This is a genomic window from Maribacter caenipelagi (assembly GCF_004364175.1).
GTDB classification, from domain to species: domain Bacteria; phylum Bacteroidota; class Bacteroidia; order Flavobacteriales; family Flavobacteriaceae; genus Maribacter; species Maribacter caenipelagi.
In genome coordinates, this window is sequence record NZ_SNZW01000013.1 from 281,841 (window position 1) to 308,016 (window position 26,176).

General features: G+C 34.2%; 17 protein-coding genes and 1 pseudogene. 11 read left to right on the forward strand and 7 right to left on the reverse strand.

Translation table 11 applies throughout. From position 1 onward, the window contains the following. Nucleotides 1-55 precede the first annotated feature (55 nt). Nucleotides 56-262, reverse strand: a complete 207-nt coding sequence (locus tag DFQ03_RS19185) for an NrtR DNA-binding winged helix domain-containing protein (protein ID WP_317128163.1) — start codon at nt 260-262, stop codon at nt 56-58. Between the two features lie 87 nt (nt 263-349). After that, nucleotides 350-697, reverse strand: coding sequence for an NUDIX hydrolase (locus tag DFQ03_RS19190; protein WP_317128164.1), 348 nt, complete (start codon nt 695-697; stop codon nt 350-352). Between the two features lie 540 nt (nt 698-1,237). Between DFQ03_RS19190 and DFQ03_RS06135 the strand changes: the two genes are divergently transcribed. From DFQ03_RS06135 to DFQ03_RS06145, 3 genes are all read left to right on the forward strand, one after another. Further along, nucleotides 1,238-2,284, forward strand: coding sequence for an aldose epimerase family protein (locus tag DFQ03_RS06135; RefSeq protein ID WP_133672289.1), 1,047 nt, complete (start codon nt 1,238-1,240; stop codon nt 2,282-2,284). Between the two features lie 50 nt (nt 2,285-2,334). Beyond that, nucleotides 2,335-3,954: a sodium:solute symporter gene (locus tag DFQ03_RS06140; protein WP_133672290.1), complete on the forward strand. Its 1,620-nt coding sequence runs from the start codon at nt 2,335-2,337 to the stop codon at nt 3,952-3,954. A gap of 133 nt (nt 3,955-4,087) precedes the next feature. After that, a complete protein-coding gene (locus DFQ03_RS06145; RefSeq protein ID WP_133672291.1) occupies nt 4,088-4,906 on the forward strand; it encodes an SDR family oxidoreductase in 819 nt (272 codons plus the stop codon). A 59-nt stretch (nt 4,907-4,965) separates the two neighbouring features. Here DFQ03_RS06145 and DFQ03_RS06150 read toward each other — a convergent pair whose 3' ends face one another. Further along, a complete protein-coding gene (locus tag DFQ03_RS06150) occupies nt 4,966-5,502 on the reverse strand; it encodes a lipid-binding SYLF domain-containing protein (protein ID WP_133672292.1) in 537 nt (178 codons plus the stop codon). 276 nt (nt 5,503-5,778) lie between these two features. Here DFQ03_RS06150 and DFQ03_RS06155 point away from each other — a divergent pair, with 276 nt between their 5' ends. After that, entirely contained in the window at nt 5,779-5,970 is a 192-nt protein-coding gene (locus DFQ03_RS06155) for a hypothetical protein (protein ID WP_133672293.1), read from the forward strand. 75 nt (nt 5,971-6,045) lie between these two features. Here DFQ03_RS06155 and DFQ03_RS06160 read toward each other — a convergent pair whose 3' ends face one another. Continuing rightward, on the reverse strand, nt 6,046-6,876 hold the full coding sequence (locus DFQ03_RS06160; RefSeq protein WP_262711555.1) for a DMT family transporter: 831 nt from the start codon (nt 6,874-6,876) through the stop codon (nt 6,046-6,048). Between the two features lie 393 nt (nt 6,877-7,269). Between DFQ03_RS06160 and DFQ03_RS06165 the strand changes: the two genes are divergently transcribed. From DFQ03_RS06165 to DFQ03_RS06175, 3 genes are all read left to right on the forward strand, one after another. Continuing rightward, nucleotides 7,270-8,088 carry an SDR family oxidoreductase gene (locus tag DFQ03_RS06165; protein WP_133672294.1) on the forward strand — a complete coding sequence of 273 codons (819 nt, stop codon included), beginning with the start codon at nt 7,270-7,272 and terminating at the stop codon, nt 8,086-8,088. 117 nt (nt 8,089-8,205) lie between these two features. Next, on the forward strand, nt 8,206-9,405 hold the full coding sequence (gene uxuA / locus DFQ03_RS06170) for a mannonate dehydratase (protein WP_133672295.1): 1,200 nt from the start codon (nt 8,206-8,208) through the stop codon (nt 9,403-9,405). A 64-nt stretch (nt 9,406-9,469) separates the two neighbouring features. After that, entirely contained in the window at nt 9,470-11,707 is a 2,238-nt protein-coding gene (locus DFQ03_RS06175) for a DUF7133 domain-containing protein (RefSeq protein WP_133672296.1), read from the forward strand. Between the two features lie 8 nt (nt 11,708-11,715). Here the strand turns inward: DFQ03_RS06175 and uxuA (DFQ03_RS06180) are convergent. The 3 genes and pseudogenes from uxuA (DFQ03_RS06180) to DFQ03_RS06190 form a co-directional block, all read right to left on the reverse strand. Next, nucleotides 11,716-12,894: pseudogene (uxuA, locus tag DFQ03_RS06180) on the reverse strand (mannonate dehydratase). 35 nt (nt 12,895-12,929) lie between these two features. Beyond that, complete coding sequence (locus DFQ03_RS06185; RefSeq protein WP_133672297.1) at nt 12,930-14,285, reverse strand: Gfo/Idh/MocA family protein; 1,356 nt, start codon at nt 14,283-14,285, stop codon at nt 12,930-12,932. A 5-nt stretch (nt 14,286-14,290) separates the two neighbouring features. Further along, complete coding sequence (locus DFQ03_RS06190) at nt 14,291-15,679, reverse strand: 3-keto-disaccharide hydrolase (protein ID WP_133672298.1); 1,389 nt, start codon at nt 15,677-15,679, stop codon at nt 14,291-14,293. Between the two features lie 1,375 nt (nt 15,680-17,054). Between DFQ03_RS06190 and DFQ03_RS06195 the strand changes: the two genes are divergently transcribed. The 4 genes from DFQ03_RS06195 (at nt 17,055) to DFQ03_RS06210 (ending at nt 26,171) form a co-directional block, all read left to right on the forward strand. Further along, nucleotides 17,055-19,808 carry a substrate-binding domain-containing protein gene (locus tag DFQ03_RS06195; RefSeq protein ID WP_133672299.1) on the forward strand — a complete coding sequence of 918 codons (2,754 nt, stop codon included), beginning with the start codon at nt 17,055-17,057 and terminating at the stop codon, nt 19,806-19,808. Nucleotides 19,809-20,048: 240 nt separating this feature from the next. Then, nucleotides 20,049-21,362, forward strand: coding sequence for a sugar porter family MFS transporter (locus tag DFQ03_RS06200; RefSeq protein WP_133672300.1), 1,314 nt, complete (start codon nt 20,049-20,051; stop codon nt 21,360-21,362). Between the two features lie 31 nt (nt 21,363-21,393). Next, the gene (locus tag DFQ03_RS06205; protein ID WP_133672301.1) at nt 21,394-23,001 is read left to right on the forward strand and encodes a glycoside hydrolase family 32 protein; all 1,608 of its coding nucleotides are present in this window, start codon (nt 21,394-21,396) and stop codon (nt 22,999-23,001) included. Between the two features lie 11 nt (nt 23,002-23,012). Continuing rightward, nucleotides 23,013-26,171, forward strand: coding sequence for a SusC/RagA family TonB-linked outer membrane protein (locus DFQ03_RS06210; protein WP_133672302.1), 3,159 nt, complete (start codon nt 23,013-23,015; stop codon nt 26,169-26,171). Nucleotides 26,172-26,176 lie beyond the last annotated feature (5 nt).

Sequence of the window (26,176 nt, forward strand, 5' to 3'; positions counted from 1 at the left end):
TTTACGATTATTGAATTATAAGGTATCTGTAAACAGATTAAAAATTAGAGAGGTATTAAATTTTAAACCAAAATCCTTCTTCAACCTTCTTTTGATATTTATCTTCATCGACCTCGAATAGAAAAACTCCTTTTTTTGATGAACTCATATCTTTCTCATTCGTTTTCTTTAAATAATCAAAAGAATTAAATTTGTTGATGAAATATCTTTTGTCCAACTCAGTATCTAAAATTGCTTTGTACATTTTTTGAAGTTGGCGCATGGTAAATTATTCAGGTAAAAGTTCGAACCTTATAGGTCTTTTTGATATTCTATTACGTAATAAAGTAAGAACACCTTTCACCATATCTTATTTACAATCAAAAATTAATTTAGGCATGTCTTTAAGGTCAAACCACTTAATGGGGTTTTGCTTTAAAAGATCTTTACAGTGATTTGCAATGTCTATAATTGCATAGTAAGATATAGATATGGTTCTTTCTTCGGGATCACGATTTAGTTTAGAATATGAGTGAACCTGCTCTATATAAATATTATTCAGTCTCGTTAAGTGCCTAAGAATTCTTTTTGCTACTTTATCTAAATTTCCCTCTTTTTTAAGAAACCTGCCTATTAACGACCATTCTCCTTTGGCTGGTTCAAAATCTCTTTGAACGATATTTTTAATTCTTCTTGATAAAATCAGAATATAATACAATCTACAGCAAGTAAGACTTTGTCTTCTTTGCGATAATTATTCAAAACCATTCCTTAATTTTTGCATGCCTAAATTAATAAGATTGAATGAAATAAAATTGTTTTAAATACGAAAAGGTTTGCGCACTATTTTTATATAGTTACCTATTATTAAATATGTTAGTGTTTTTAAACGTGTGTTTTGTGGAATATTAACTAAGCAAATTTCTTTAATGATGTTGCGTCAGTAAGTGTGAAATACAAAGTGGAGCAAATTTTAAGACTACTCTTAAAGTGTTAATTTAATTTATTTCAAGTAGTGGATAATGGCTTTAAAATTATTTAAAAATGTTTCGAACAAGCTTTTTATAATCTAGAGTGTAGAATTAAATGTAGTTAGGTTAAAATAAAGTTTATCGATATATTTAAAATGCCACTAAGCAAAAAATATTATGAGATTAGCAAAACACACTGCTTTTTCGTTAATGATTTATATTGTTTTGACAATATGTTTAGCTTGTAATGAAAATATCAAAAAAAGGTCACTACAGAAAAGGATAGTATGACGCAAATCGAGAAAAACAGTTATGGTAGTACAACAGCTAACGAAGATGTATCGGAATTTAGATTGCGAAATTTAAGTGGTAGAGAAGTAAGTATTATTACTTATGGAGGTATAATAACAGAAATAATTACTCCCGATTCAGATGGAAGAATGGAAAACGTGGCCTTAGGTTTTGACAACTTAGAACAGTGTGAAAAAGAGAACCCTTTTTTCGGAGCTTTGGTAGGTCGTTATGGAAACAGAATTGCAAAAGGAAAATTTGCTTTAAACGATACGGAATATACCTTGGCTATAAACAATGGAGAAAATTCTTTACACGGAGGATTAAAAGGGTTTGATAAGGTTGTTTGGAAAGTTGATGAGGTAAAAGAATCAGATTCGTTTGTCTCTTTAAAATTAAGTTTTCTAAGTAAAGATATGGAAGAGGGTTTTCTTGGGAATTTAAAAACTACCGTTACCTATACATTAAAAAGTAATAATAGTTTAGATATTCTATATGAAGCCACAACAGATAAAACAACTATTGTCAATTTAACGCAACATTCTTATTTTAATTTATCTGGAAATTTCTCTCAAACAATTGTAGATCATGAAGTTGAAATCGACGCAAATGAATTTGTGCCAGTTGATGCAATACTTATACCAGTAGGCGATTTGGCTTCAGTAGAAGACACTCCTTTCGATTTTAGAAATGCTAAGTTGGTAGGTAATGCGATCAATGTCCATAATGAGCAGATTAAATTAAGAGCTGGTTACGATTATTGTTGGGTACTTAATAACGAAGATAAAGGATATCGTTCTGTCGCAAAAGCTCGCCACCCCAAGTCTGGGCGCATGATGGAGGTTTTAACCGACCAACCTGGTATGCAATTTTATACAGGTAACTTTTTAAACGGTACCTTATCCGTACCAGGTGGTGGTACGTTTGCCAAGAGAAGCAGATTCTGTTTTAAAACTCAGCATTACCCCGATTCGCCTAACCAACCTCAATTTCCTAGCACTACCTTAGAGCCAGGAGAAAAATATAGCACCAAAACAACTTAAAAGTTCTCTGTTGAATAAATTAATCCAATTCAAACCAATCAACCTACCAAATGCAACAATTAGATAATTACGACTGGATCAGTATAGCTCTTTACTTTTTATTATTAGTAGGAGTCGCCGTATGGGTAATAAGTAAAAAGGAAGATAATACTGAAGATTATTTTCTTGCCGGTAGAAATGTCGGTTGGTTCGTTGTCGGGGCATCTATTTTTGCATCGAATATTGGTTCTGAACATGTAGTTGGTTTGGCAGGTACGGGAGCAAGCAATAAACTCCCCTTACTGATTTATGAAATTCATGCCTGGATAGTATTAATGTTAGGATGGGTATTTCTCCCTTTTTATGCTCGAAGCGGTGTATTTACTATGCCAGAGTTTTTAGAGAAACGTTTTGACGCAAGATCAAGATGGGTTTTATCGATATTTTCAATTGTAGCCTATGTACTTACCAAAATATCGGTAACTATTTATGCAGGGGGCGTTGTTGTATCTGCCTTATTAGGTATTGATTTTTGGACAGGTGCGATCGCTACGGTAGTACTAACCGGTATTTATACGGTGCTAGGGGGAATGCGTGCTGTAGTTTACACAGAAACATTGCAAGCTATTTTATTGGTGGTCGGTGCAGCGGTATTGACATTTATAGGTTTAGACAAAGTTGGTGGATGGGGAAGCATGGTAGATACCTTGGGTCCTGAATATTTTAATATGTTGAGACCGGCAACAGACCCCGATTTTCCGTGGCCCTCATTATTCATTACAAGTACTATTGTTGGTATTTGGTATTGGTGTACTGATCAGTATATTGTTCAGCGTACATTAACGGCTAAGAATATTAAAGAAGGTCGTAGAGGTACCATTTTCGGTGCATTATTAAAGTTATTACCGGTGTTTTTATTCTTGATACCCGGTGTAATTGCATTGACATTAAAAATGAGGGGTGAATTGGAGTGGGAGAGTGCTGATCAGGCTTTCCCTGTTTTAATGAGTAATCTATTGCCTTCTGGTTTACGCGGACTTGTAGCTGCAGGATTATTGGCTGCTTTAATGAGCTCATTGGCTTCGGTTTTTAATTCATGTTCTACGTTGTTTACGGTTGATGTTTATAAAAAATTAAGACCAAATGCCCCAGAGAAAAAATTGGTTAGAACAGGTCAGATTGCAACTGTTTTTGTTGTGATTATCGGTATTATCTGGATACCAATTATGGCAAACATTTCGGGGGTTTTATATGAATATTTACAAAGTGTACAATCGTATATAGCCCCACCTATTACTGCGGTGTTTCTGTTGGGAATCTTTTATAAACGAATTAATGCTACGGGTGCTTTTGCAACATTGATTATGGGTATTGTAGTTGCCTTTTTCAGAATTGCGTTAGAGTTGCTCAAAGATAATTTTGATGCTAATAGTATGTTGTACTATTTAGGAGATATGAATTTCTTGACTTTTGGTGCCTGGTTTTTCTTATTCTGTTTAATCTTTTTGGTGGTAGTAAGTTTACTGACGGAAGTACCAAATAAACAGCAAATAACCAACCTTACTTTTGGTACCATAACCGAAGAAGAAAAAAACAAAAATAAGAGTAGCTATAATTGGGTAGATATTGCCGTATCAATTTTTATCGTTCTTATTGTAATTGGTGTTATGATATTCTTCAACGGGAAATAATTCGTATGCTTGAATCAAATTTTCCATTTCTAAGTTGTAATTTTTAAATGATATCTCGTGTTAGTAATTTTAGGTTTTGAGATAATTAAAACTGAAGTTACAGAATACATTTATGTATCTAAAAAAGAACTTTATGCAAAAACCAAATAAAAGATTAGAGGGGCAAACGTGTATTATAACCGGATCTAGCGACGGTATCGGTGAAGCTGTAGCCAAAGCAATGGGATTGGAAGGTTCCAACATTGTCGTGAATTATCATAGTAGTAAAGAAGAAGCCGAAGAAGTGGCGCATTGGATCAATAATAATTCTGAATGTGGAGATGCAATTGTTGTTAAATGTGATGTTAGCAAAGAGAATGATGTTAAGGATATGTTCAAAAAAGCAATATCAGAATTTGGAACCGTAGATGTTTGCGTAGCAAATGCAGGTCTGCAATTAGACCATCCGTTACATGAAATGCCCTTATCAGATTGGCAACGGGTAATTGATGTAAATCTTACCGGTCAATTTTTATGTGCAAAGGAGGCTATTATAGAATTTAAGAGAAGGGGAATGCGCCCCGAGATTTCAAGGTCACTGGGAAAATTAATTCATATGAGCTCGGTGCACGAGGTTATACCTTGGGCTGGGCATGCTAATTATGCTGCTTCTAAAGGAGGGTTGGTCATGTTGATGCAGACCATTTGTCAAGAATACGGTCCAGATAGAATTAGATGTAACTCCATCGCACCGGGTGCTATAAAAACAGATATCAATAAAGATGTTTGGAGTACGCAAGAAGGTAGAGATGGTATGCTAAAATTAATACCTTATAAACAAATCGGCGTGCCAGATGATATTGGTAGTGTAGCTAGTTGGTTGGCTTCCGATGAATCTGAATATATAAATGGTACCACTATTTTTGTAGATGGTGGTATGACCTGTTATCCAGGGTTTACCGCGAACGGATAAATGAAAAACTATAAAAGCCACCCAATGGGTGGCTTTTATAGTTTCTAAAATGAAATGAATTATTTCATCATTGGCTTGAAATCAAATTTTTGTCCACCAACTGATGCATCTGCCATTAATCCTGCTTTTGGTAAAGCGAATACGGCTACACCATCTTTATACTTTGCATTTACTGCAATACCAGATTTTAAGGCAACGGCAGAAGCTTCCGCAGAAAATTCAAAATCACCTTCTTTGAATTCGGCTAAATCATTTGCAGTTTCAAAAAATATCACCTCTGTAATTGCTTGTCCACCTGCTTGTAGACCAACACTTAATTTTTTCAAATCTGCCATACCTATAATGGTCCCATTTACATAAACAACACCATTACCTGATGCTCCGCCGATGATAAATCCTCCTTTTCCAACATTGGGGAATATTACATACCCTGCAGAGTTATTGAAAAATTGGTCTAAACCGACTTCCATTGTCATTAATTTTTCTTTTGCTTGGTCAGCATCCTTAATGATTTTTTTGTCCTTTGTACTTTGTGCATTTACGCCAACAGCTAAGAATAATAGAGTTGCGAATGTTATTGATTTTAAAATTTTCATTAGTTCTAAATTTTATAAGTTATTATAATAATTTCTTCACGTCAAAGGTATAATGATTGTGTAGTATAGTTTATCCTTATCACTAGAGAATTTAGCTCTAAAAGGTGTTAAATATATGTGAATCAGTTAATTATAAGTTAATTTCAAAGAATAACGGAGCCTTTAAAAACCTAACTCATTTATTGAGAGCAAATTATCGGAAAAATTTATTTCTTAAAAATTTGTTAATTAGTAATCTAATTTCTATTTTCATATGAGATTTGAAACCTTGCTGATATGGATAATAATGAGATATTTTTAGATTCTAAGATGATTGCAAATTTTCTTATTGCATTTGCATTACTATTTGCTGCTATCTATTATTTTAATTATTCTGATGAAATTCAAGATGAGGTCAATACGGTTATTGTTAATTCTTTGATAGATGTAAACAATAGCTTGGCAGAGCAAGAGACTGCCAGCAAGTAATAGAAATTTCTAACCATAACTATAAGCTGCCGGTATATTGATATCGGCATTTTTTATGTGTATATCTGGGGGTAATTATTTTTTTCCAACGATGACATTGGTAATAAGTGCTACCAATATCATTACAATGCCTAAAAGGCTCCATAGCGAGTAAATATCTCCAAACCAGAAAATACCTACCGAAATGGTAAAAATGACCTCGATATATTTTAAGGGTGCTACCAAATTGGTTTTAGCAATTTGAAAGGCTTTGGTCATAAATACTTGTCCAAAAAATCCGAATACCCCCAAGCTTAGTAGTAATAACCAATCTACACCTTTTGGGGTTATCCAGTTATTAATACTCAAAATACCACCGATGACTGTACCGGTAAACATAAAATAGTTGACGATTACCAATGGGTGATCGCTATTGCCTATTTTTCTGATTAAAACATAAACCAGCCCACTAAACACGGATGCTGCTAAGACTAGAAGTAGACCAATGGTATTAATATTACTATCAAATCCTTTTAAAACTAGAACTCCTGCAAAGGCAAATAAAAATAGAAACCATTGAAAGGGTTTTAGTTTTTCTTTGAGTAAGAAAACAGCAAAGATTGCAGCATATATAGGTGCTAGATATCGTAATGAAACTGCAGTGCCGACAGGTAAATACTTCAATGACATAAAGAACAAACTCATAGCCGTTAGGCCCGCAAGGGCTCTAAATATCATAAATCTACGATTGTTACCTAATATTGGAATTTTCTTGATTAATATGTAGGATGTTCCTAAGATTAATGACCCAATAGTTCTGAAGAACACAATTTCAAATGTTGGAAAGTGGTTTAGGTATTTAACGAACGAGTTCATAAGACTAAATGAAAACGTACTAATGATCATAAATAAAATTGCCTTCTTCACAGTCCAAAATTGTCCTTGCAAAGTTAAAGGGGCGCAATAGATATCCTCTTGTAAATTTGTGATAATTATGGGTTGGTCTTAAGTTTTATCATTCTGATAATATGAGCTACTTAAAGGTTGTATTTCAATGTTATAATTGAAGTTTCTTCATCATACTAAAAATAAGGTTGGTCCTTTTTTGACATTTTAGAGACTCAAAAATTGATAATAGCTCTTAAATAGTCGGGCAATCATGTTTATGGAGAAAAATACCGAAAGTAATTGTTATAAACGTGTAAGGTTAGAGATAGTTTTTCATAATTCTCTTAACTTGGCAGCAGAATATATATGGTCTAATCAAATAGCCTGTTATTGTTATTTAAATCTTAATTTCAATTATATAAATACTGAAAAATGAACGAATTATTATCCTTAAAAGATAAAAATTACGCCCTTTCTGGCGGAACAGGAACCTTAGGTGGTTCAATTGCCCAATACTTGGTGGAGAACGGTGCTAAAGTTTTATTGCTAGGAAGGTCGGAAGATAAATTAAAGGATAAGCAGAAAGACTTGAATGCACTTGTGGCAAATAGTACGTTCATTTTCAAAGTTGATGTCATGGATGAAAGTGAGCTTATTGATTTAAAAAACAAAATCAAAGAAGATTTCAAACACCTTGACGGACTAGTAAATCTTGCGGGTGGTAATTTACCGGGTGCTACTTTAAAGCCAGATCAAACGGTAAGGGATATTTCTATGGATGACACGCGAAAGGTGGTTGATATAAATTTATTCGGTACCGTAATACCTACAGTTGTTTTGAGCGAATTAATGGTAGAGCAAGGTTTTGGGTCTATAGTAAATATTTCTTCAATGGCTGCTAAACAAACCATATCTAGAGTGCTTGGATATTCAATGGCTAAAAGTGCCGTTGATATTTTTACGAAATGGATGGCCAATGAATTAGCTTCTAAACATGGCGATAAAATAAGGGTGAATGCCGTTGCCCCTGGTTTTTTTATTGGAAATCAAAATAGACGTTTATTAACTAATGAAGATGGATCTTTTACTGAAAGGGGAAACAGTATTATTAAGAATACTCCAATGGGAAGATTCGGTAACGCTTCTGAGCTTAATGGTATGGTACATTATCTTTTAAGTGATGCTTCAAGCTTCGTAACGGGTAGTATTTTTGATGTTGATGGTGGTTTTAGTTCTTTCTCAGGGGTATAAGATGCTTATTTTTAATATTTGAAATAGTTTAAACACCTTTAAGTTTTATCTTTTTTGTAATCGATTATCTAATTTTAAAGAGTTTTGTCCAAACTAAAATATTGACTACTAATTATTATGGAGTATCTAAAAAAGACCTTTCGCTGGTTTGGACCAGATTTCGGAGTGTCGTTAGCTGAAATAAAACAACTTGGGGTAGAAGGTATAGTGACTGCCTGCCAAACTGTTCCACTTGGTGAGGTGTGGTCGTCGGAGACCATTGCTACATTGAAATCAGAAATTGAATCTCACGGTATGGAATGGTCTGTAGTAGAAAGTGTCAATATTCATACGTCAATAAAATATGGCTATGATGATAGAGATGATTATATTGAAAAGTATATTCAAACAATAACAAACCTGGCAGCAAACGGAATCTATGATATATGTTATAATTTCATGCAATTAATAGATTGGACTCGTACAGATTTAGATTTTGAATTACCTACTGGTGCATCTGCCCTAAAATACAATCCTATTGCAGCTGCTGCTTTTGACTTATTTATTCTAGCAAGGGAGAATGCTAGAGAATCATATTCTTCCGAAATATATCTTGCTGCTAAATCTTATTTTGATGAATTGGATGGTACCCAAAGACAAAAGCTTGAAGATGCCATATTAGCAGGCATGCCAGGGTCAAGAAAATTGATTGAGTTAGATACTTTTAAATCTAATCATGCTAAGGTTTTAAAAATCAGTAAAAAACAGTTACAAGAAAATTTATCCTATTTTTTAAATGCAATTATTCCCCAAGCAGAAAAATTAGGTGTACGTATGGCAATTCATCCTGATGATCCGCCATTCTCCGTTTTTGGGGTACCTAGAATAGTGTCTAATTACGAGGAAATAAAATTCTTATTAGAATGTTGTCCTTCTCCCAGTAACGGACTCACATTTTGTTCTGGGTCTTTAGGCGCCTCGTCAAAGAATGATTTAATAAAGATAATTGAAGATTTTGGTGATAAAATTCATTTTATTCATCTTAGAAATGTTTCTTGTTCATTAGACGGTAGTTTTTATGAAGCAGATCATTTAACTGGTTCAGTGCCTATTGATGAGGTGATGAAGGCAATCGTAAGACAACAAAAAATGAGATACGATAATGAAAAAGGAGTGGTGAGGATTCCTATGAGACCAGACCATGGACATGTCTTACTAGATGATAAGAAGCGTCAAAATGATTTTTATTCAGGCTACTCACTAATTGGCAGAGCTATCGGTTTGGCACAGCTATCAGGATTGGAAATGGGCATTAGAAGCGGTCTCCAAATTTCATAGTTTACCATTATTTTATGAAAATATTTTTACATTTAATAGTTCTCTATTTACACAATTTACCCCCATGCGCGTTACTTTTTTTATACTTCTAATTTCATCTTTCATATTAATTTCATGTCAGTCCGATCATAAGGAAACCGAGGTTTCTTTAGAGCCTTATACTATTGAAGAAGGCTTTAATTTAAAGGTATTAGCAGCAGAACCATTAATGAAGGCCCCAGTTGCTATAGATTTTGATGCAAAGGGTAGAATTTGGGTAGCTCAAATGCCCGGTTATATGAACGATTTACAAGGTTCTGGTGAAGAAGATCCAACTGGTAGTATTGTAATTCTTGAAGATTTGGATGAAGACGGAATTGCGGATCATTCCAAAATTTTTATGGATAGCTTGGTGATGCCTCGTGCATTAGCGCACGTTTATGGTGGTTTGCTATATGCTGAGCCTCCGTATTTATGGTTTGTTGATATAGAAGACGATAAACCGGTAAACAAAGTTATGGTCGATTCTATATATGCGGTTGAAGGAAACCCAGAGCATCAACCTAATGGATTGGAATTGAATATTGATAACTGGATTTACAATGCTAAGTCCAATTTTAGGTATAGAAGAATTGATGGGGTATGGAAAAAAGAGCCTACAACCTTTAGAGGGCAATGGGGTATTACCCATGATAATTTTGGAAGGCTATATTACAATGACAATTCCAGAATTTTGTTGGGAGATTATATGTTGCCTAATACCGTAATAGAAAATAAGTATTTTACACCTAACGCTAGTGTTGATAAACTTCTTACCAATGATCAAAGAGTGTATCCGGCTTTTGCAGGATCTGTAAATAGGGGGTACGCAAAGGGAGTGTTAAATGCAGATAGTATTTTAGTTAATGCTACTGCTGCTTGTAGTCCGTTGGTTTATAGAGGTGGCAAGTTTACCGAATCTTATGACGAAAATGTTTTTGTCTGTATTCCTGAAGGGAATTTAATTAAGCGAGTGCTATTAAATTTTACTGGAGACTCTACCATTGCACAACAAGCTTGGCAAAAGAAAGAATTTATTACGTCTACAGATGAAGGCTTTAGACCGGTAAGCTTAAAAAATGGACCTGATGGAAATATGTATGTTGTTGATATGCATAGGGGTATGATTGGTCATTATGCTTATATGAGTCCGTATTTAAGGGATAATGCGAAAGCAAAAGAATTGGATACTATTGTAAATTTTGGAAGAATCTTAAAAGTATCCCGTGAAAATGCTGAAGTGAATGCTACACCAGACTTTAATAGTTTGAACGGTAGTGAATTGGTAAAGTTGTTATTGAACGATAATGGTTGGGTTCGCGACCGTGCCCAGCATTATTTAATCTTTAAAAAATTTAATGCTGTAATTGATGAAGTAAAAGAGCTTGCATTGAATACAGAAAAGCCATTAAGTCAAATTCATGCATTGTATGTGCTTGAAGGTTGGAATGAATTGTCCTTCGATTTTCTTGCCGATGTTGGTAATAAAAGTGAACCTCAGGTTGCTTCACATGCCCTAGTATTATCAAAAGATTTTATAAGTGTGAATTCTATTGAACAGGCAAACAACCTCTTTACTGAAGTTTTAAACAGAAATGATGTAGGTCTAGATGTGTATTTGGCAAATACACTTGGTCACTGGATAGTACTCGATAAAGAAAAATTTAAACCTTTACTTATTACAATTCTTAAACGAAGGAAAAAAAATACTACGGTTACCGATGCCATTTTAAGTAGTATAGCCGAAGCTGATTCCATTTTGTTGAATGATGGTAGCGTAACGAAAAATTTTGAAAACACCCCTTTTATTGAAAAGCTGGAAAAAACATTAGCCAATAAAAAAGAAGACAGAATGAACGCTATCTATACGCGCGAAGTAATTCTTGAAGATACACGTACTAGCGGGTCTAAAATGTTCTTTCAAATCTGTGCATCGTGCCATGGAGCAGATGGAAAGGGTATAGATGGGCTGGCACCACCACTTATGAAATCGGAACACGTAAAAAATAGAGAACGTTTGGCGTTAATTATTTTACACGGGTTAGAAGGTCCTGTTCATGTAAACGGAAAACGGTATGATATAAATTTGGCAATGCCCGGACTTATTAGAAATGAAACAATAAGCGATCAAGATATTGCCAATATTATATCATACGTTACCAATGCTTTTTCTGATCGATCCAAAAGATTAAGCGAAGAACGAATTGGTGAATTAAGGAATGTAAAGTCAGCAACGGGAATGGAATTCACCGAACCTGAATTACAAGCGTTAGATGAGAAATAAAGATAGCGCTATTTCAAACTTTTTCTGATCCCCATTTCCAAGCCCCTTAATTCGGCTAAACCTCTTAGTCTACCAATACCGGAATACCCTGGGTTGGTTTTTTTTCTAAGGTCATCTAGCATTTTGTGTCGGTGATCAGGGCGTAAAGGCATTCTGGTATCTTTACGGCCAGAGGCTTTTCTTTTATCCTGCTCTTTGATCAAAGCTTTCATAACAGCATACATGTCAACATCTCCCTCTAAATGGTTGACCTCATGAAAATTTCCATCAGCATCACGTTGTGTGCTACATAAATGGATAAAATGAATTCGATTTTCCAGACGTTCTACCATTCCAGGTAAATTATTATCTGGTCGAACACCAAATGAACCTGTACAGAAAGTTAATCCGTTTTTTGGGCTATCCACTGCTTTATCTAAATCAACGATGTCTTGCTCTGTGCTTACAACGCGTGGTACACCTAAAATAGGGAAAGGTGGCTCATCTGGATGATTACACAAAGGTATACCCGATTTTTCCGCAACCGAAATAATTTCCGATAAAAACTCGAATAAACTATTCTTCAATTCATTCGGTCCGATTTTATCATAAGTAGTTAAAATTGTATTGAACTCTTCTAATGAGTATCTTTCTTCAGCCCCAGGTGACCCGGCAATAATATTGCTTATTAATTTCTTTTTTCCTTCCTCGGTAAGTTGTTCAAAATATGTTTTAGCGGCAGATTTCTGAGCGTCTGTATAAGTGTTTTCTGCAACTGGTCTTTTTAGTAAATATAATTCAAAGGCTGCAAATGCATCGGCTTCAAATCTAAGAGCTGTAGAACCGTCTTCTATTTCAAAATCTAAATTCGTTCCGGTCCAATCCAGTACCGGCATAAAGTTATAGCAAATAGTATCAATACCACATTCGCCTAAATTGGATAGTGTTTGTTTATAATTTTCGTAGTAAGTCTTATAATCACCATTTTGGGTCTTGATCCGTTCGTGGATAGGAACACTTTCTACAACAGACCATACTAAGCCCGATGCTTCAATTATAGTTTTACGCTCCATTATTTCTTCTACAGACCATACAACACCATTTGGAATATGATGTAATGCGCTTACAATACCTGTCGCACCTGCTTATTTTATATCTGATAATGATACCGGATCATTTTGCCCGTACCAACGCCATGTTTGTAGTATTATTTTGTTTAATGTACTAAGGTAAATTAATTGAACTAGATATCTTTGATTTCCCAACCTGGTTCATATTCCCTAGACCATAATTTCATAGCTTCTCTATTAAAAATGCGTCCTGTAGTCTCATCAATTTCAAATGAATCATCTATTCTAGAAGCAATATTGGCATAATGTGTTAGCATTTGGCTAATAGCACCTTCATCTATGGGTGAGGTTAACTCAGCCTTTCCTCTAATGGCATCAAAGAAATTGACAGTGTGTAAGGTAGACATATCGCCGCCGCCGCCAAGTGCCGTACCTGCTTCTTCACCAGATGACAAATTTTCTTTGATCAAACCTCCTTTTTGATCAAATAACTTATAGCCACCACGATCTATGTATGCTGTGCCCTCAGATCCCGAAACTATAGTTCCTCTACCATATTTATTACCATATTTATGATAGCCGGTTCTACTATTTCCATCCCATTTTATCGTTTTATTTCCGGCAAATTTGAAAGTTGCCTCCATGGTATCGTACATTTCCCAGCCGTCATCTTTGTAATGAAATTTACCGGCATCAACAGAAACATATTCAGGGTAGGTAACTCCCAATGCCCAACGGGCAATATCGAGTTCATGGGTAGCATTATTCCCCATTTCTGCAGTACCATAATCCCAACCGTACCAGTGCCAATTGTAGTCCCACGTATTATCTGTATACGCTCTTCTAGGTGCCGGACCTTGAAAAAGGTCCCAGTCTAAACCTTCTGGTGGGTTTGCTTTGGTTTGGTGGGGAACGCGGCCTCTACCGCTAATGTAGAAAGCGGTTGCCTTGTACACATCGCCTATTACGCCGTTATGTATGTCCTTTATTATTTCTTGAGATTCAAGGGCAGACCTTTGTTGGTTACCCATTTGAACTACTTTATCGAATTTTTTCTGATAAGCTACCACTAATTCCCCTTCACGTGGGTTATGGCTACATGGTTTTTCTAAGTACACATGTTTTCCGGCTTGCATTGCCATACATGCACCTGGTGCATGCCAATGATCAGGAGTTGCCATAAATACGGCATCAACATTTTTATCATCCAATACTTTACGAATGTCATTTTCCAAAGTTGGTTTGTTGCCAATTTTAGACGCTACTTCAGATGCGGCTTTATCGCGCTGACTTTTCATGACATCACATAGGTAAGATAGCTCAACATTGTTTTTCTTGTGTGCTATGGCAGGTATGTAAGCGCCATATCTTCTTCCTAAACCTTGAATAGCAACATGAATTCTATCGTTTGCACCTATTATTTTAGAATAGCTCTTTGCAGACATAGCATTTGCGGTAGTACTTGCTATTGTAGCGCCTACTGCACCAAGGGCCGTTTTCTTAATAAAATTTCTTCTGTTTGAACTCATTGTATTTATTCTTTTGTATTACTGATTTCACGAATTTTTACATTTTTGAAGGATACTAGGTCTCCATGATCCTGAAGTAGAATCTGGCCCTTGTCCAATTCTCCAAAATTGGGCCACTTGGCATATTTGCTTTCAGATACTAATTTTCTGTAAGCATCGCTCTTTCTTTCATAATCAAGAACTTTAGTGCCGTTTAACCAATGCTCAACATGATTGTCTTTAGAAATAATATAGGCTGTATTCCACTCTCCAATTGGTTTAATAGGTTTGTTAACATCGGCTTTGATCAAATCATACAAAGAACTAACGGTTCTACTGCCATCATGGTTGCCAAGTTTTGCATCGGGGTGAAGATCATCATCTAAAATTTGGTATTCTAAACCTATTGAAGAGCCTTCTCCTTTGTTAATATTAGTGTCTACATAATACTTAATACCACTGTTGGCTCCTGGTGTTAATTTAAAATCGACCTTAAGTTCAAAATCTTCATATAGATCTGTGGTTACAATATCGCCACCGGCAGCAGATTCAGCTCCTCCAGAAGAAAGTACACTTAAAACACCATCTTCAATTATCCATCCTTTTTCAGGGAACTCTTCTAATTTGGCACCTCGCCAACCATTGGTTGTTTTACCGTCCCAAAGTAATTTCCATCCATTTTTCTTTTCATCGATGGTCAATTGATTTTTAGTAATAATAGGTTTTAAAGGAGAAGTTCTTGAATATTTAGAAACGCTATCAGTAATGATTTTTACGTTCTTCCAAATGATATCGGTACCTGCTTTTTGGTCTTCATGAATGCTGTGAACCTGTAAGCAGATAAATCCTTTTAATGTTTTGTCATCTATTAAATAGGCGGCAGGTACATCATTTACCCATGTTTTGATGGTGTCTCCAATGGCTTCAATGCGATAGTGGTTCCATTCGTTTTGCTTAAAAGCTTTTTGAGCTGCTGGATTATCGGTCATTGGGTTAAGCCAACCACGTCTAGATTCGTCATATATTCCACCACTCCATGCTCTATCAGAAGGGTCAATTTCAACTTGGTAGCCATGTACCCTACCATCTCTATATGTAGGTGTGCTGTTACTTCTTATCTGTATTCCGGAATTCATGGTAGAATCTACCTTATAATCTAATTCTAAAATAAAGTCGGTATACATTTCATCAGTAGTTAAAAATGTATTGGGCGTATTATGTGTAGTGGTGCCAACTATAGCACCGTTTTCTACGGCATAGCTGGCATCACCGCCCAATTTATGCCATCCGTTTAAAGTTTCGCCATCAAATAGGGCTACCCATGGGGTGTCGTCTTTTGGTTGTTCCGCACAACTAACTAAAAATAGCAGTGTAAACAAGGTTATTAATTGGGTTGTAATTTGGTTGTTTTTCATTGTATTAGTTGATTTAATAAAGGTTTTATTACTAAGCGTATCTAATGTTAAGCGCTATAAAAAGGAAGAAATAATTACTTATAATATCTCTCAATATTGGTGTTAAGTATTAAGAAATGTGAAAATTTAGCTATTTATTTTAAGAATTATTTAAAATACTGCCCTTTAAATTAAAGAAACTAAAGTAAGTTATTTTTTCTATTTGAGTCTATATTTTGATGTATTAAGAGGATGTTAACAGTTGTGTTTTTACCATTTGTTTTTTATTGATTTTTTTAGATTAAAATGCTATGAAAAAACATGTATGTGCATTTTTTTGCACTTATCTATTAACCATACGGTTATGAAATTTCTAGTTTTAGTCACAACGAATTTCACGGCTTGTTAATAGAGCTAAATTCAAACATAATTTACTGAACAATTAATCGAATTAACAATTTAAATATTTGAGATGCATCGGTTTTAATTTATATAATGATTCCTTCTTATTGCTTTTTTTCTTATTGCCGTTCATTGTCTTAGATACAAATATCTGCTTTAGATTTAAGTGTAATAGCTGCCCTTTTTTTATCTACAATGACTCTCGCTTGTAACTGAAATTGAAAAACCTTTTGGACGTGAAGAAGCAATCTAAAAAAGAAATGAGAATGTGTTTGAAGTATATATAATTTTCGTCTTATAATTAAACAATTTTTAGAGACGAAGGTCTAATCAACTATATTTTAAAAAGATATCAGATTTATTTAATCGACAACAAATTCTTATAATATGTAGCCAATAGCTATCACATCTTAAAACTAAAAACCCTGTAAATTTTAAATTTGCAGGGTTTTGTTTTTGTGACCTCGACAGGATTTAAACCTTTTATTGAAAATGCCTGAATAAAGTGGCTCTGCATAGTTTTATTTTTATTATTGTCGATTTGTTGCCTATGTTTTTTTAAAATAGTTGACTTAATAATGTCTTTTTAAAAATTTTAAATAAGTTTCATTTAAAATTTTTAGTGGTTAAAAAAGAATTCACAGAAGTTTTTTGGTAGAAGCGAATCGAAAATTGATAACTATTGAATTATTTGTTTGTTTATTACAATATAAATTTTAGTGAGCTGAATCTTTTGTCAAAATATGACAGCGGACTAGTTCTTTAAAAGAGATCTTCTGTTCATTATCCTGGAATATTCTATTTTAAAATTATGTAGATTAAACATGTTTAAATACCAAAAATCTAGTAGGTTTATTTGAACATAAAATTCAAGAATTTTTAAATTAGTTCAAGCTTTATTAACTCTTTGTAATAATCATAGTATCCCAGTATTAAACTAGAAAGGTATAATAAACCTAATTTTCCTTAAGTTTACCAAAAGCTATCTAAGACAATGTTTCCTAAAAAATATGCCCTTTTTTTAATTACCATACTAAGTTTGTCTTTGTTTGTCTCTTGCGAAAGGGAAACATCAGGAGAGAAAATTCGTGTCGGATTTTCTCAAGCGATGTCCAATGATGATTGGCGTCGTTCAATGAATAATTCAATGTTACTACAGGCTTCTTTGAATCCTAATGTTGAATTAATTATTAGAGACGCCAATTATGATGTTGAAAAACAAATAGATCAATTAGAAGAATTAATTAAAGATAGTTTAGATATCATAATAGTTTCTCCGATTCAATCAAAACCGATTACGTCCGTAGTAGAAAAAGCCCTTGAATTGGGTATTCCTGTATTGGTGGTTGACCGAAAAACGGAGGACCAAAAGTATACTGCGTATTTAGGGGCAGATAATATTGAAGTAGGTAGAAATGCTGCCAAAGAAATTATTTCATCAAATTCGAATGATACTATAAGAATTGTTGAAATAAAAGGATTATCAGGTTCCTCACCTGCAGAAGAAAGAAGTATTGGTTTTAATCAAATTATTAACAAGTATAATAACGCAAATGTAGTAGCCAATATAGAAGGTGATTGGGAGAAAGAATCAATACAGAAAAAACTAAAAGTTATACTTAGTGATAACGCAAATATTAATTATGTTTTTGCTCATAATGATAGAATGGCGTTGGGAGCGTGGGAGGTTGCACGAGATTTGGGTCAAGAAAAAAAAATAAATATTATAGGAGTAGATGGCTTAACTGGATTTAATGGTGGTATACAAGCTGTTGAGGATAGTAAGTTAACAGCAACGGTCTTATACCCAACTGGGGGAGCTGAAGCTATAAAATTGGCACTTAGAATTTTAAACAAAGAATCTGTACCAAAGAATAACATTTTATCAACTACAATCATAAATGAGGTGAATGCTGAGATTATGAAAAACCAGTTCGATAGAATAAACGAACAACAAGGTAACATACAACAGCAAATTACAGAAATCAGCGATTTAGAAGAACGTTACTATGCTCAAAGTAACTTTTTAAAAATAGCAATGACACTATCGACTATTATACTTGCATTGGCTTTATATAGTATTTATTCAATTTTTGCCATTCGTAAAAAGAATAGGTTATTAGAACTTACCAATAGCAAAATAACAATACAGAGAAATCAAATTGAAAAAATAGCTGAAGAAGTAAAATTGAGTAATGAGGCAAAATTTAATTTTTTCACAGGTTTATCTCATGAATTCAAGACACCGTTAACTCTTATTATTAGTGCTATTGAATCTATTAATATTCTTGCTAAGAATAAGGGTATAAATATGATGAATGAAGTAGAACTGGTACATAATAATTCTAACCGGTTGCTTAGACTTATAAATCAGCTATTAGATTTTAGAAAATTAGAAGAGCGTAAATTCACTTTGAAAGCATCTAAGACTAACCTATTTAAGTTTTCTCAGAATATTATAAACGACTTTGAGCGAGAAGCTAATAAGCGTAATATTAATTTTAAACTAAGCTCTAATAATAAAGCGTTAGAGTTGTTCATAGACCGAAACCTGATGGATAAGGTTTACTTTAATCTTTTATCTAATGCGTTTAAATTTACTCCAGACAATGGTAATATAGATGTATATATTGAAGATGATGAAGTCAAGAATACTATTAATATCTGCTTTAAAGATTCCGGTATTGGCATACCAGAAAAGGATATGGACCAAGTATTTAAAGCATTTTTCAAAGGATCTAATAATAGAAAGAACAGTTCTGGAATTGGTCTACATTTAAGTAAAGAGTTTATTGAATTGCATAAAGGATCTATTCGTGTCAAGTCTGTTCACGGCTCGGAGTTTATTGTAACGCTATATAAGGGTCATGCCCACTTTGATGACAATGAAATTATTACAGAACAAGATTTAGTAGATACTAGTGTCATCGATTTTACTTCAGAGCATTTAGTAGATGATAATTACTTGATACAGGCACCGTTAAACGAAACGGAGAAATATTCCATTTTAATAATAGAAGATAATCCAGACCTTTCTGTTTTCTTAAGGAACAAGCTGCAATTAGAGTATGATATTTATATATCTGATGGTACAGATGCGATTGAAAAGGCTTTGGATACCATACCTGATATAATTATATCTGATGTAAATCTTCCAGATAAAAATGGATTTGAAATTTGTGAAATATTAAAGAAAGATTTGAGAACTTCTCATATACCCACTGTTATATTGACAGCTTTAGGTGACCAAGAATCGTATTTAAAGGGATTAGAATCTGGGGCAGATCTCTATTTAACAAAACCGTTCAGTTATTCAATTTTGGTTCAATCTGTAAAATCTTTGCTTTATAACCGAGAAAAGCTAAGGTTTTATTATACTAGTAATCTTCATAAGATAACGGATAAAGATGGATTTGGAAATTTGGAACAGGAGTTCATGAATAAATTAAACAACATAATTCAAAACAATTTAGACAAGTCCGATTTCTCGGTAGAAAATTTAGCAGAGGAACTTAATATTTCAAGAGTACAATTATATCGCAAAATTAAGGCAATGATGGGTATTAATATCAGTGATTATATTGGGAATATCCGCTTAGAAAAAGCCAAAGCCTTAATTGAAAACTCTTCTCTCAGTATTTCTGAAATTGCATATGCTGTAGGTTTTTCTTCACCCAATTATTTCTCTACCACCTTTAAAAATAGTTTTGGCATCTCGCCTGGTGCTTTTCGAAAATCAATTTCTTAATAATTATTTAGCATTGGTAATATTTTTTAGATTTTCAATGTATCATTTTTAAACATAAGGTAACATAAGTATAACTCTTACTAATTCCTTTACTATTAGAAAATTATATAATCGTTTAAAATTCAGTGCGTTATGTTTTTGGTATAGCTTCTTAACAAAATCACAACAAATTGCAACATCAGTAAAATACACACTCATTTTTTAAGAATAGTTTGGTCGTGACATTATTTAATTACGATTATGAAAAAAATATGGGTTTGGTCTATTGCTGCAGCATTAGCTGGTTTTCTTTTTGGGTTTGATACCGTTGTTATCTCTGGTGCCGATAAAAAACTACAAGCACTTTGGGGTTCTTCAGATGTATTTCATGGTACAGTAGTAATGGCGATGGCATTATGGGGTACTGTTATTGGTGCAATTCTTGGAGGTATACCTACGAATAAAATAGGAAGAAAAAACACTTTATTGTGGATTGGTATTCTATATACCATATCAGCGATAGGTTCTGCATTTGCAAATGATCCAATAACTTTTGCGGTATTTAGATTTATTGGTGGCTTAGGTGTAGGTGCTTCAACTATTGCTGCCCCGGCGTATATTTCTGAAATTGCCCCTCAAAAAGATAGAGGTAAACTGGTAGCCTTATATCAGTTCAACATTGTATTTGGTATTCTTATTGCGTTTTTATCTAATTACTTGTTGAACGGTTTGGGAGAAAACGCTTGGCGTTGGATGGTCGGTGTTGAGGCTATACCCGCAATTATTTACACTCTTTTTGTATTAAGTATTCCAAAAAGTCCGCGATGGTTATTAACGAAGTTACGTTTTGATGAAGCTCGCGATGTTTTAAAGTTGATACGACCAGGTGAAGATGTTGAGCCTCTTTTTCTTGAAATGAATTCTAATGCCAATAGCAAAGAGAATGTAGAGAATATTTTCCAAAAGAAATACAGATTTCCATTGGTATTAGCTTTTTTTATTGCCTTTTTTAATCAGTTTTCTGGTATTAATGCCTTTCTATATTATGCTCCACGAATTTTTGAAGAAGCAGGTTTAGGGGAAAGTACCGCACTACTAAGTAGTATAGGTATTGGTGTTACCAATATGCTATTTACGCTTTTAGGTGTGTTTTTAATTGACAGGCTAGGTAGAAAACAATTAATGTATTTCGGCTCTTTAGGATATATAATTTCTTTAGCATTAGTTGCTTGTGCTTTTTTCTTTGAATGGGGCGGTCTTTCAGTACCTATTTTCTTATTTCTTTTTATTGCTGCTCACGCTATAGGACAGGGTACGGTTATATGGGTTTTTATTTCTGAAATATTCCCTAATCACTTACGTGGTTTCGGTCAGTCTTTCGGTAGTTCGGTTCATTGGGTTTTAGCAGCTATTATTCCTTCATTAGTCCCTGTTCTTTTCACAACAATAGGCGCAGGAACTGTATTCGCCTTTTTCGCTTTCATGATGTTCTTACAATTATTGTTTGTAGCCTTTATGATGCCCGAAACCAAAGGAATTCCTTTAGAGGAGCTCAGTGAAAAATTAACCAAATAATAAATCTTAAAACAACTCAAACTATACACCGATGAAAATAATAACTAAAATGAAAGTGATTTTGTTGCTTGCTTGTGTTTTTACATCATGTAAGAACAAGGTGGAAGAATCTAAGGCTGAAAATATTACAGCATTAGAAAATAAAACGGATGAAGAAGATATGTATCGTCCAAATTTCCATTTTACTCCAAATAAAGGGTGGATGAACGACCCTAATGGTATGTTCTTTTACAATGGGTATTATCATCTTTATTTTCAACATTATCCTTATGGTAATAAATGGGGTCCAATGCATTGGGGTCATGCTACTAGCACCGATATGATTACGTGGAAAGAACAACCTATAGCACTCTATCCTGATGAATTAGGGTATATCTTCTCTGGTAGTGCTGTGGTTGATTTGGAGAATACAACTGGTTTTTCTACAGATGGTAAAATACCAGTAGTTGCCATGTTTACATATCATGATATGGAAGCTGAAAAAGCTGGTAAAATTATTGACGAAACTCAAGCAATTGCATATTCATTAGATGAGGGAATCACCTATACCAAATTTGAAGGTAATCCGGTAGTTGAAAATCCGAATATTCCTGATTTTAGAGACCCAAAAGTTAATTGGGATGCCGATCGTAAGCAATGGACAATGGTTTTGGCAGCTGGTCAAGAAATTATGTTTTATGGCTCCAAAGACTTAAAAGAATGGAATTTGCTTTCAAAGTTTGGTGAAGGTGTAGGAAACCATGACGGAGTTTGGGAGTGTCCAGATTTTTTTCCGCTACCTGTTAAGGGTACCGAAGACACAAAATGGGTATTGCTGGTGAGTATTAACCCAGGAGGTCCAAACAGCGGTTCTGCAACACAGTATTTTATAGGTGATTTTGATGGAAAAACTTTTCAAATTGATGAAAGTTTTCAAAAAGAACAAGCCAAGGAACATACTTTTTGGGTAGATCATGGGCGTGATAACTATGCCGGAGTTACTTGGTCTAATGTTACTACTGCTGAAGGCGGTAAACTTTTTATAGGGTGGATGTCTAACTGGTTATATGCCAATGATGTGCCTACCGAGAAGTGGAGAAGTGCCACGACCATAGCTCGTGAATTAGGGTTAATAAAAGATGATAATACGTATAGATTGGTATCTAGTCCGGTAAAAGAGTTAAACGATTACCGAGGTAAAAAAGTGGTAGATAAGAATATATCTATTGCTGGTGAAACGGTATTAACGACTACAGAAATAATTAGTCTTTCAAAAACTGAAATCAACTTCATTCTATCAGATGTTGCAAATGGCAAGTACACATTTACACTTTCAAATAGCCAAGGTGATAAATTGAAATTTGGATATGATGGAACTTTAAACAAGTTTTTTGTAGACCGAAAAGAAGCCGGTAGAATAAATTTCTCAGAAAAATTCTCGGATAAAATGGCAACTGCCATACGAACTTCTGATGCGACAGAATTAACCGGAAAAATAATATTGGACAAAACTTCAATTGAAATATTTTACGATCAAGGGCAAACAGTAATGACAGAGATATTCTTCCTCAATGCCCCTTTTAATGCTCTTTCCATCAAATCTGATCTAGAATCATTTACGCTTAACACTATAGAGATTAATCAATTAAACTTTAATTAAACAACTAAATTATGAAACTAAAACTCTTATTTTTATTACTAATCTTTGTTCCTGTAGGTCTTTTGGCTCAAGAACAAATAACGGGTACGGTATCTTCCGTGGGGGATGGTATGCCCTTACCTGGCACATCAGTAGTCGTTAAAGGTACAACTATTGGTACTACAACAGATTTTGATGGTAATTATGTGCTGTCAAATGTTCCTTCAAATGCATCTTTAATATTCAGTTACATAGGGTTTTTAAGAGCAGAAGTAGCTGTAAATGGACAAGCAACAATAAATATCGCACTTGAAGAAAATGCACAACAATTAGAAGAGGTAGTGCTTACAGGGTATTCTACCGAAAGAAAAGTAGATAATACGGGTGCTGTTACCGTAGTTGAATTAGGGCCTATTGAAGGTCAGAGTTTAAGTTCGGGTAATGCAATGCAGGCACTACAAGGTAGGGTAGCGGGTCTTTATGTAGAAAAGTCTGGTGACCCAACAGGGCTAAGTAGCAGAATACTAATTAGAGGTATTACTACTTTAGGGAATAACGATCCTTTATATGTAATAGACGGTGTACCAACAACGCGCCAAGAAGTATTTGCGAGTCTTAATCCAGATGTTATTGAATCTATACAAGTTCTAAAAGATGCGTCGGCATCTTCACTTTATGGTGCAAGAGCAGGTAATGGGGTTATTGTAGTTTCTACTAAGAATAGAACCAAAGGTGGAGAAAAGGTTAGTATTAGCTTTAATTCAAATCTTTCAGTACAATCAGAGCGTAAGCAACGTTATGATATGTTGAATTCTGTACAACGTGGTCAAGCATTATGGCAGGCTTCGGTTAACGATGGTGCTGATCCAACAGGAGGTTATGGAGAAATATACAATTTTGATTGGAATGGCGATTTTAGTAACCCGTCATTAAACAGTGTATCATTACAACCATTCGTTGGGGGCGACCCAAATGTACCGGCAGGGGATACAAACTGGCAAGATGAAACGTATAAAACAGGTTTTCTTTTTAATAATGAAGTTACTATAACTGCGGGTTCAGACAAGTCATCTTTATTAATAAACTTAGGGCATTTAAAAAATACCGGTATGTTAAAAAATACGGGTTATGAAAGATATACGGCAAAGTTAAATTCTAGCACAAGTTTATTTAATGATAAATTAAAAGTAGGCGTAAATACTCAATTCTCTACTTCTGATGAAACGTTAGCGGCAAGTGATGTCGGTGGTGCACCTACGCCAAGTTTAGCAATTTCTTTAGCCCCTTCTATTCCATTATTTGATAGTAATGGGAATTATGGTGGTCCAATAGGAGCAGGGTATTCCGATAGAAATAATCCTGTTTTAATGCAGTATCTTAATAGATGGGACAACGCCGAAAAGAATAATTTCTTTGGTAATGTTTACACAGAATTGCAGATATTAAAAAATCTTAATTTTCGTACGAGTCTAGGTTTAGATTTTAGTGATTTCAAGAAAAAGAATATTGAGCCTAGAGTAAATAATGGTTTTGTTACCAGAGGTACTAACAGTCTTATTTACGATACCAATAAGTTCACAAGTTTAATTTTATCCAACACATTAAATTATAATGTAGAACTTGGTGATCATAGATTTGGGGTGTTATTAGGTACTGAATCTATCAAAAATGACTTAAGCACTATTTTTGCAAAAGCAGATGAATTTGCAGTTGAATCTGAGTCATACTTTGTTTTGAATGCAGCAACAGGCGCAAGAACCAATCAAGGTTTTACTACAGGTAACAGATTACTATCTCAATTTGGTAAGTTGAATTATGCTTTTTCCGATAGATACTTGGCTTCAGTAACTGTACGTAGAGATGGTTCTTCAAGATTTGGTAAAAATAACAGATACGGTATATTCCCAGCAGCTACTGTGGGTTGGAGAGTAAGTAATGAGTCGTTCTTAAAGGATAATGAAACAATATCTAATCTTAAATTAAGAGCAGGATATGGAGAAGTAGGAAATCAGGAAATAGGAGATTTATCTCGTTTTGGAATCTATGAGTCTCGTTATGGTCCGAATAAAACTCAATATACAGGCGATTTTTTTGATATCTACTATAATATAGGTACCGCCTATGATATAAATGGTAATAATACAGGAACACTACCTTCTGGTTTTGTATCTACTCAAGCAGAAAATCCAGATTTAAAATGGGAGACGACTAAAGAATTTAATTACGGTATTGATTTTGGTTTATTTAAGAATGCCATTACCGGTTCTTTCGATTATTTTACTAGAGAAACAAGTGATATTCTTATTACTCCACCTATCGCATCAACTATTGGTGAAGGTCAACAACGTGTCTTAAATGGTGCATCTACCGAAACTAATGGTTGGGAATTTTCTTTATCGTATGATAAATATTATGACAATGGCTTTAATTTTGGGGTGACTACAAACTTTAGCTCATTTAAAGATAAGATAACCTATTTGCCAGAAGAAGTAAGAGCAGGTTACCCAGGTACTGCCGATAATTCAATAATAGGACAATCTCAATTCTCCATTTTTGGGTATAAAACCGATGGCTTATTTCAAAGTCAAGCAGAAGCAGATGCAGCACCAACCGGTGGTGTACAAACAGGTAATTCAAGACCAGGTGGTATTAAAATTGTTGATTTAAATAATGATGGCGTTATTGATGGAGATGATAGAGATTTCATTGGTACAACCTTACCAGAATTAGAGTATGGTATAAGAATCAATATGGGGTATAAAAATCTTGATGTATCTATATTTGGTTCAGGTGTCACTGGTAGAATTGGTGCTGATCCATATATTTTCTGGAATAATTTCACCCAAGGTAGAGAAAATGCAGGTTTAGGGGTACTAAATGCATGGACACCAACAAATACAAATACCGATGTACCATCACTTTCTTTGGTAAACAACTTCACCGATACGTCAGATTATATTTTTAGAAACAACTCATATTTTAAGTTAAGAAACTTACAAATAGGGTACTCCCTTCCACAAGATATTATAGAGAACTGGGGTGGTATGAGTAGGTTCAGAGTTTATGTACAAGGTGAAAATTTATTTTGGATAACACCAAAAGACTACATAGGGTCTGATCCAGAACGTGTAGATGTAAATAGAATACCAGTGCCTACTTCAATTTCATTAGGACTTAACCTAAATTTTTAAAAATT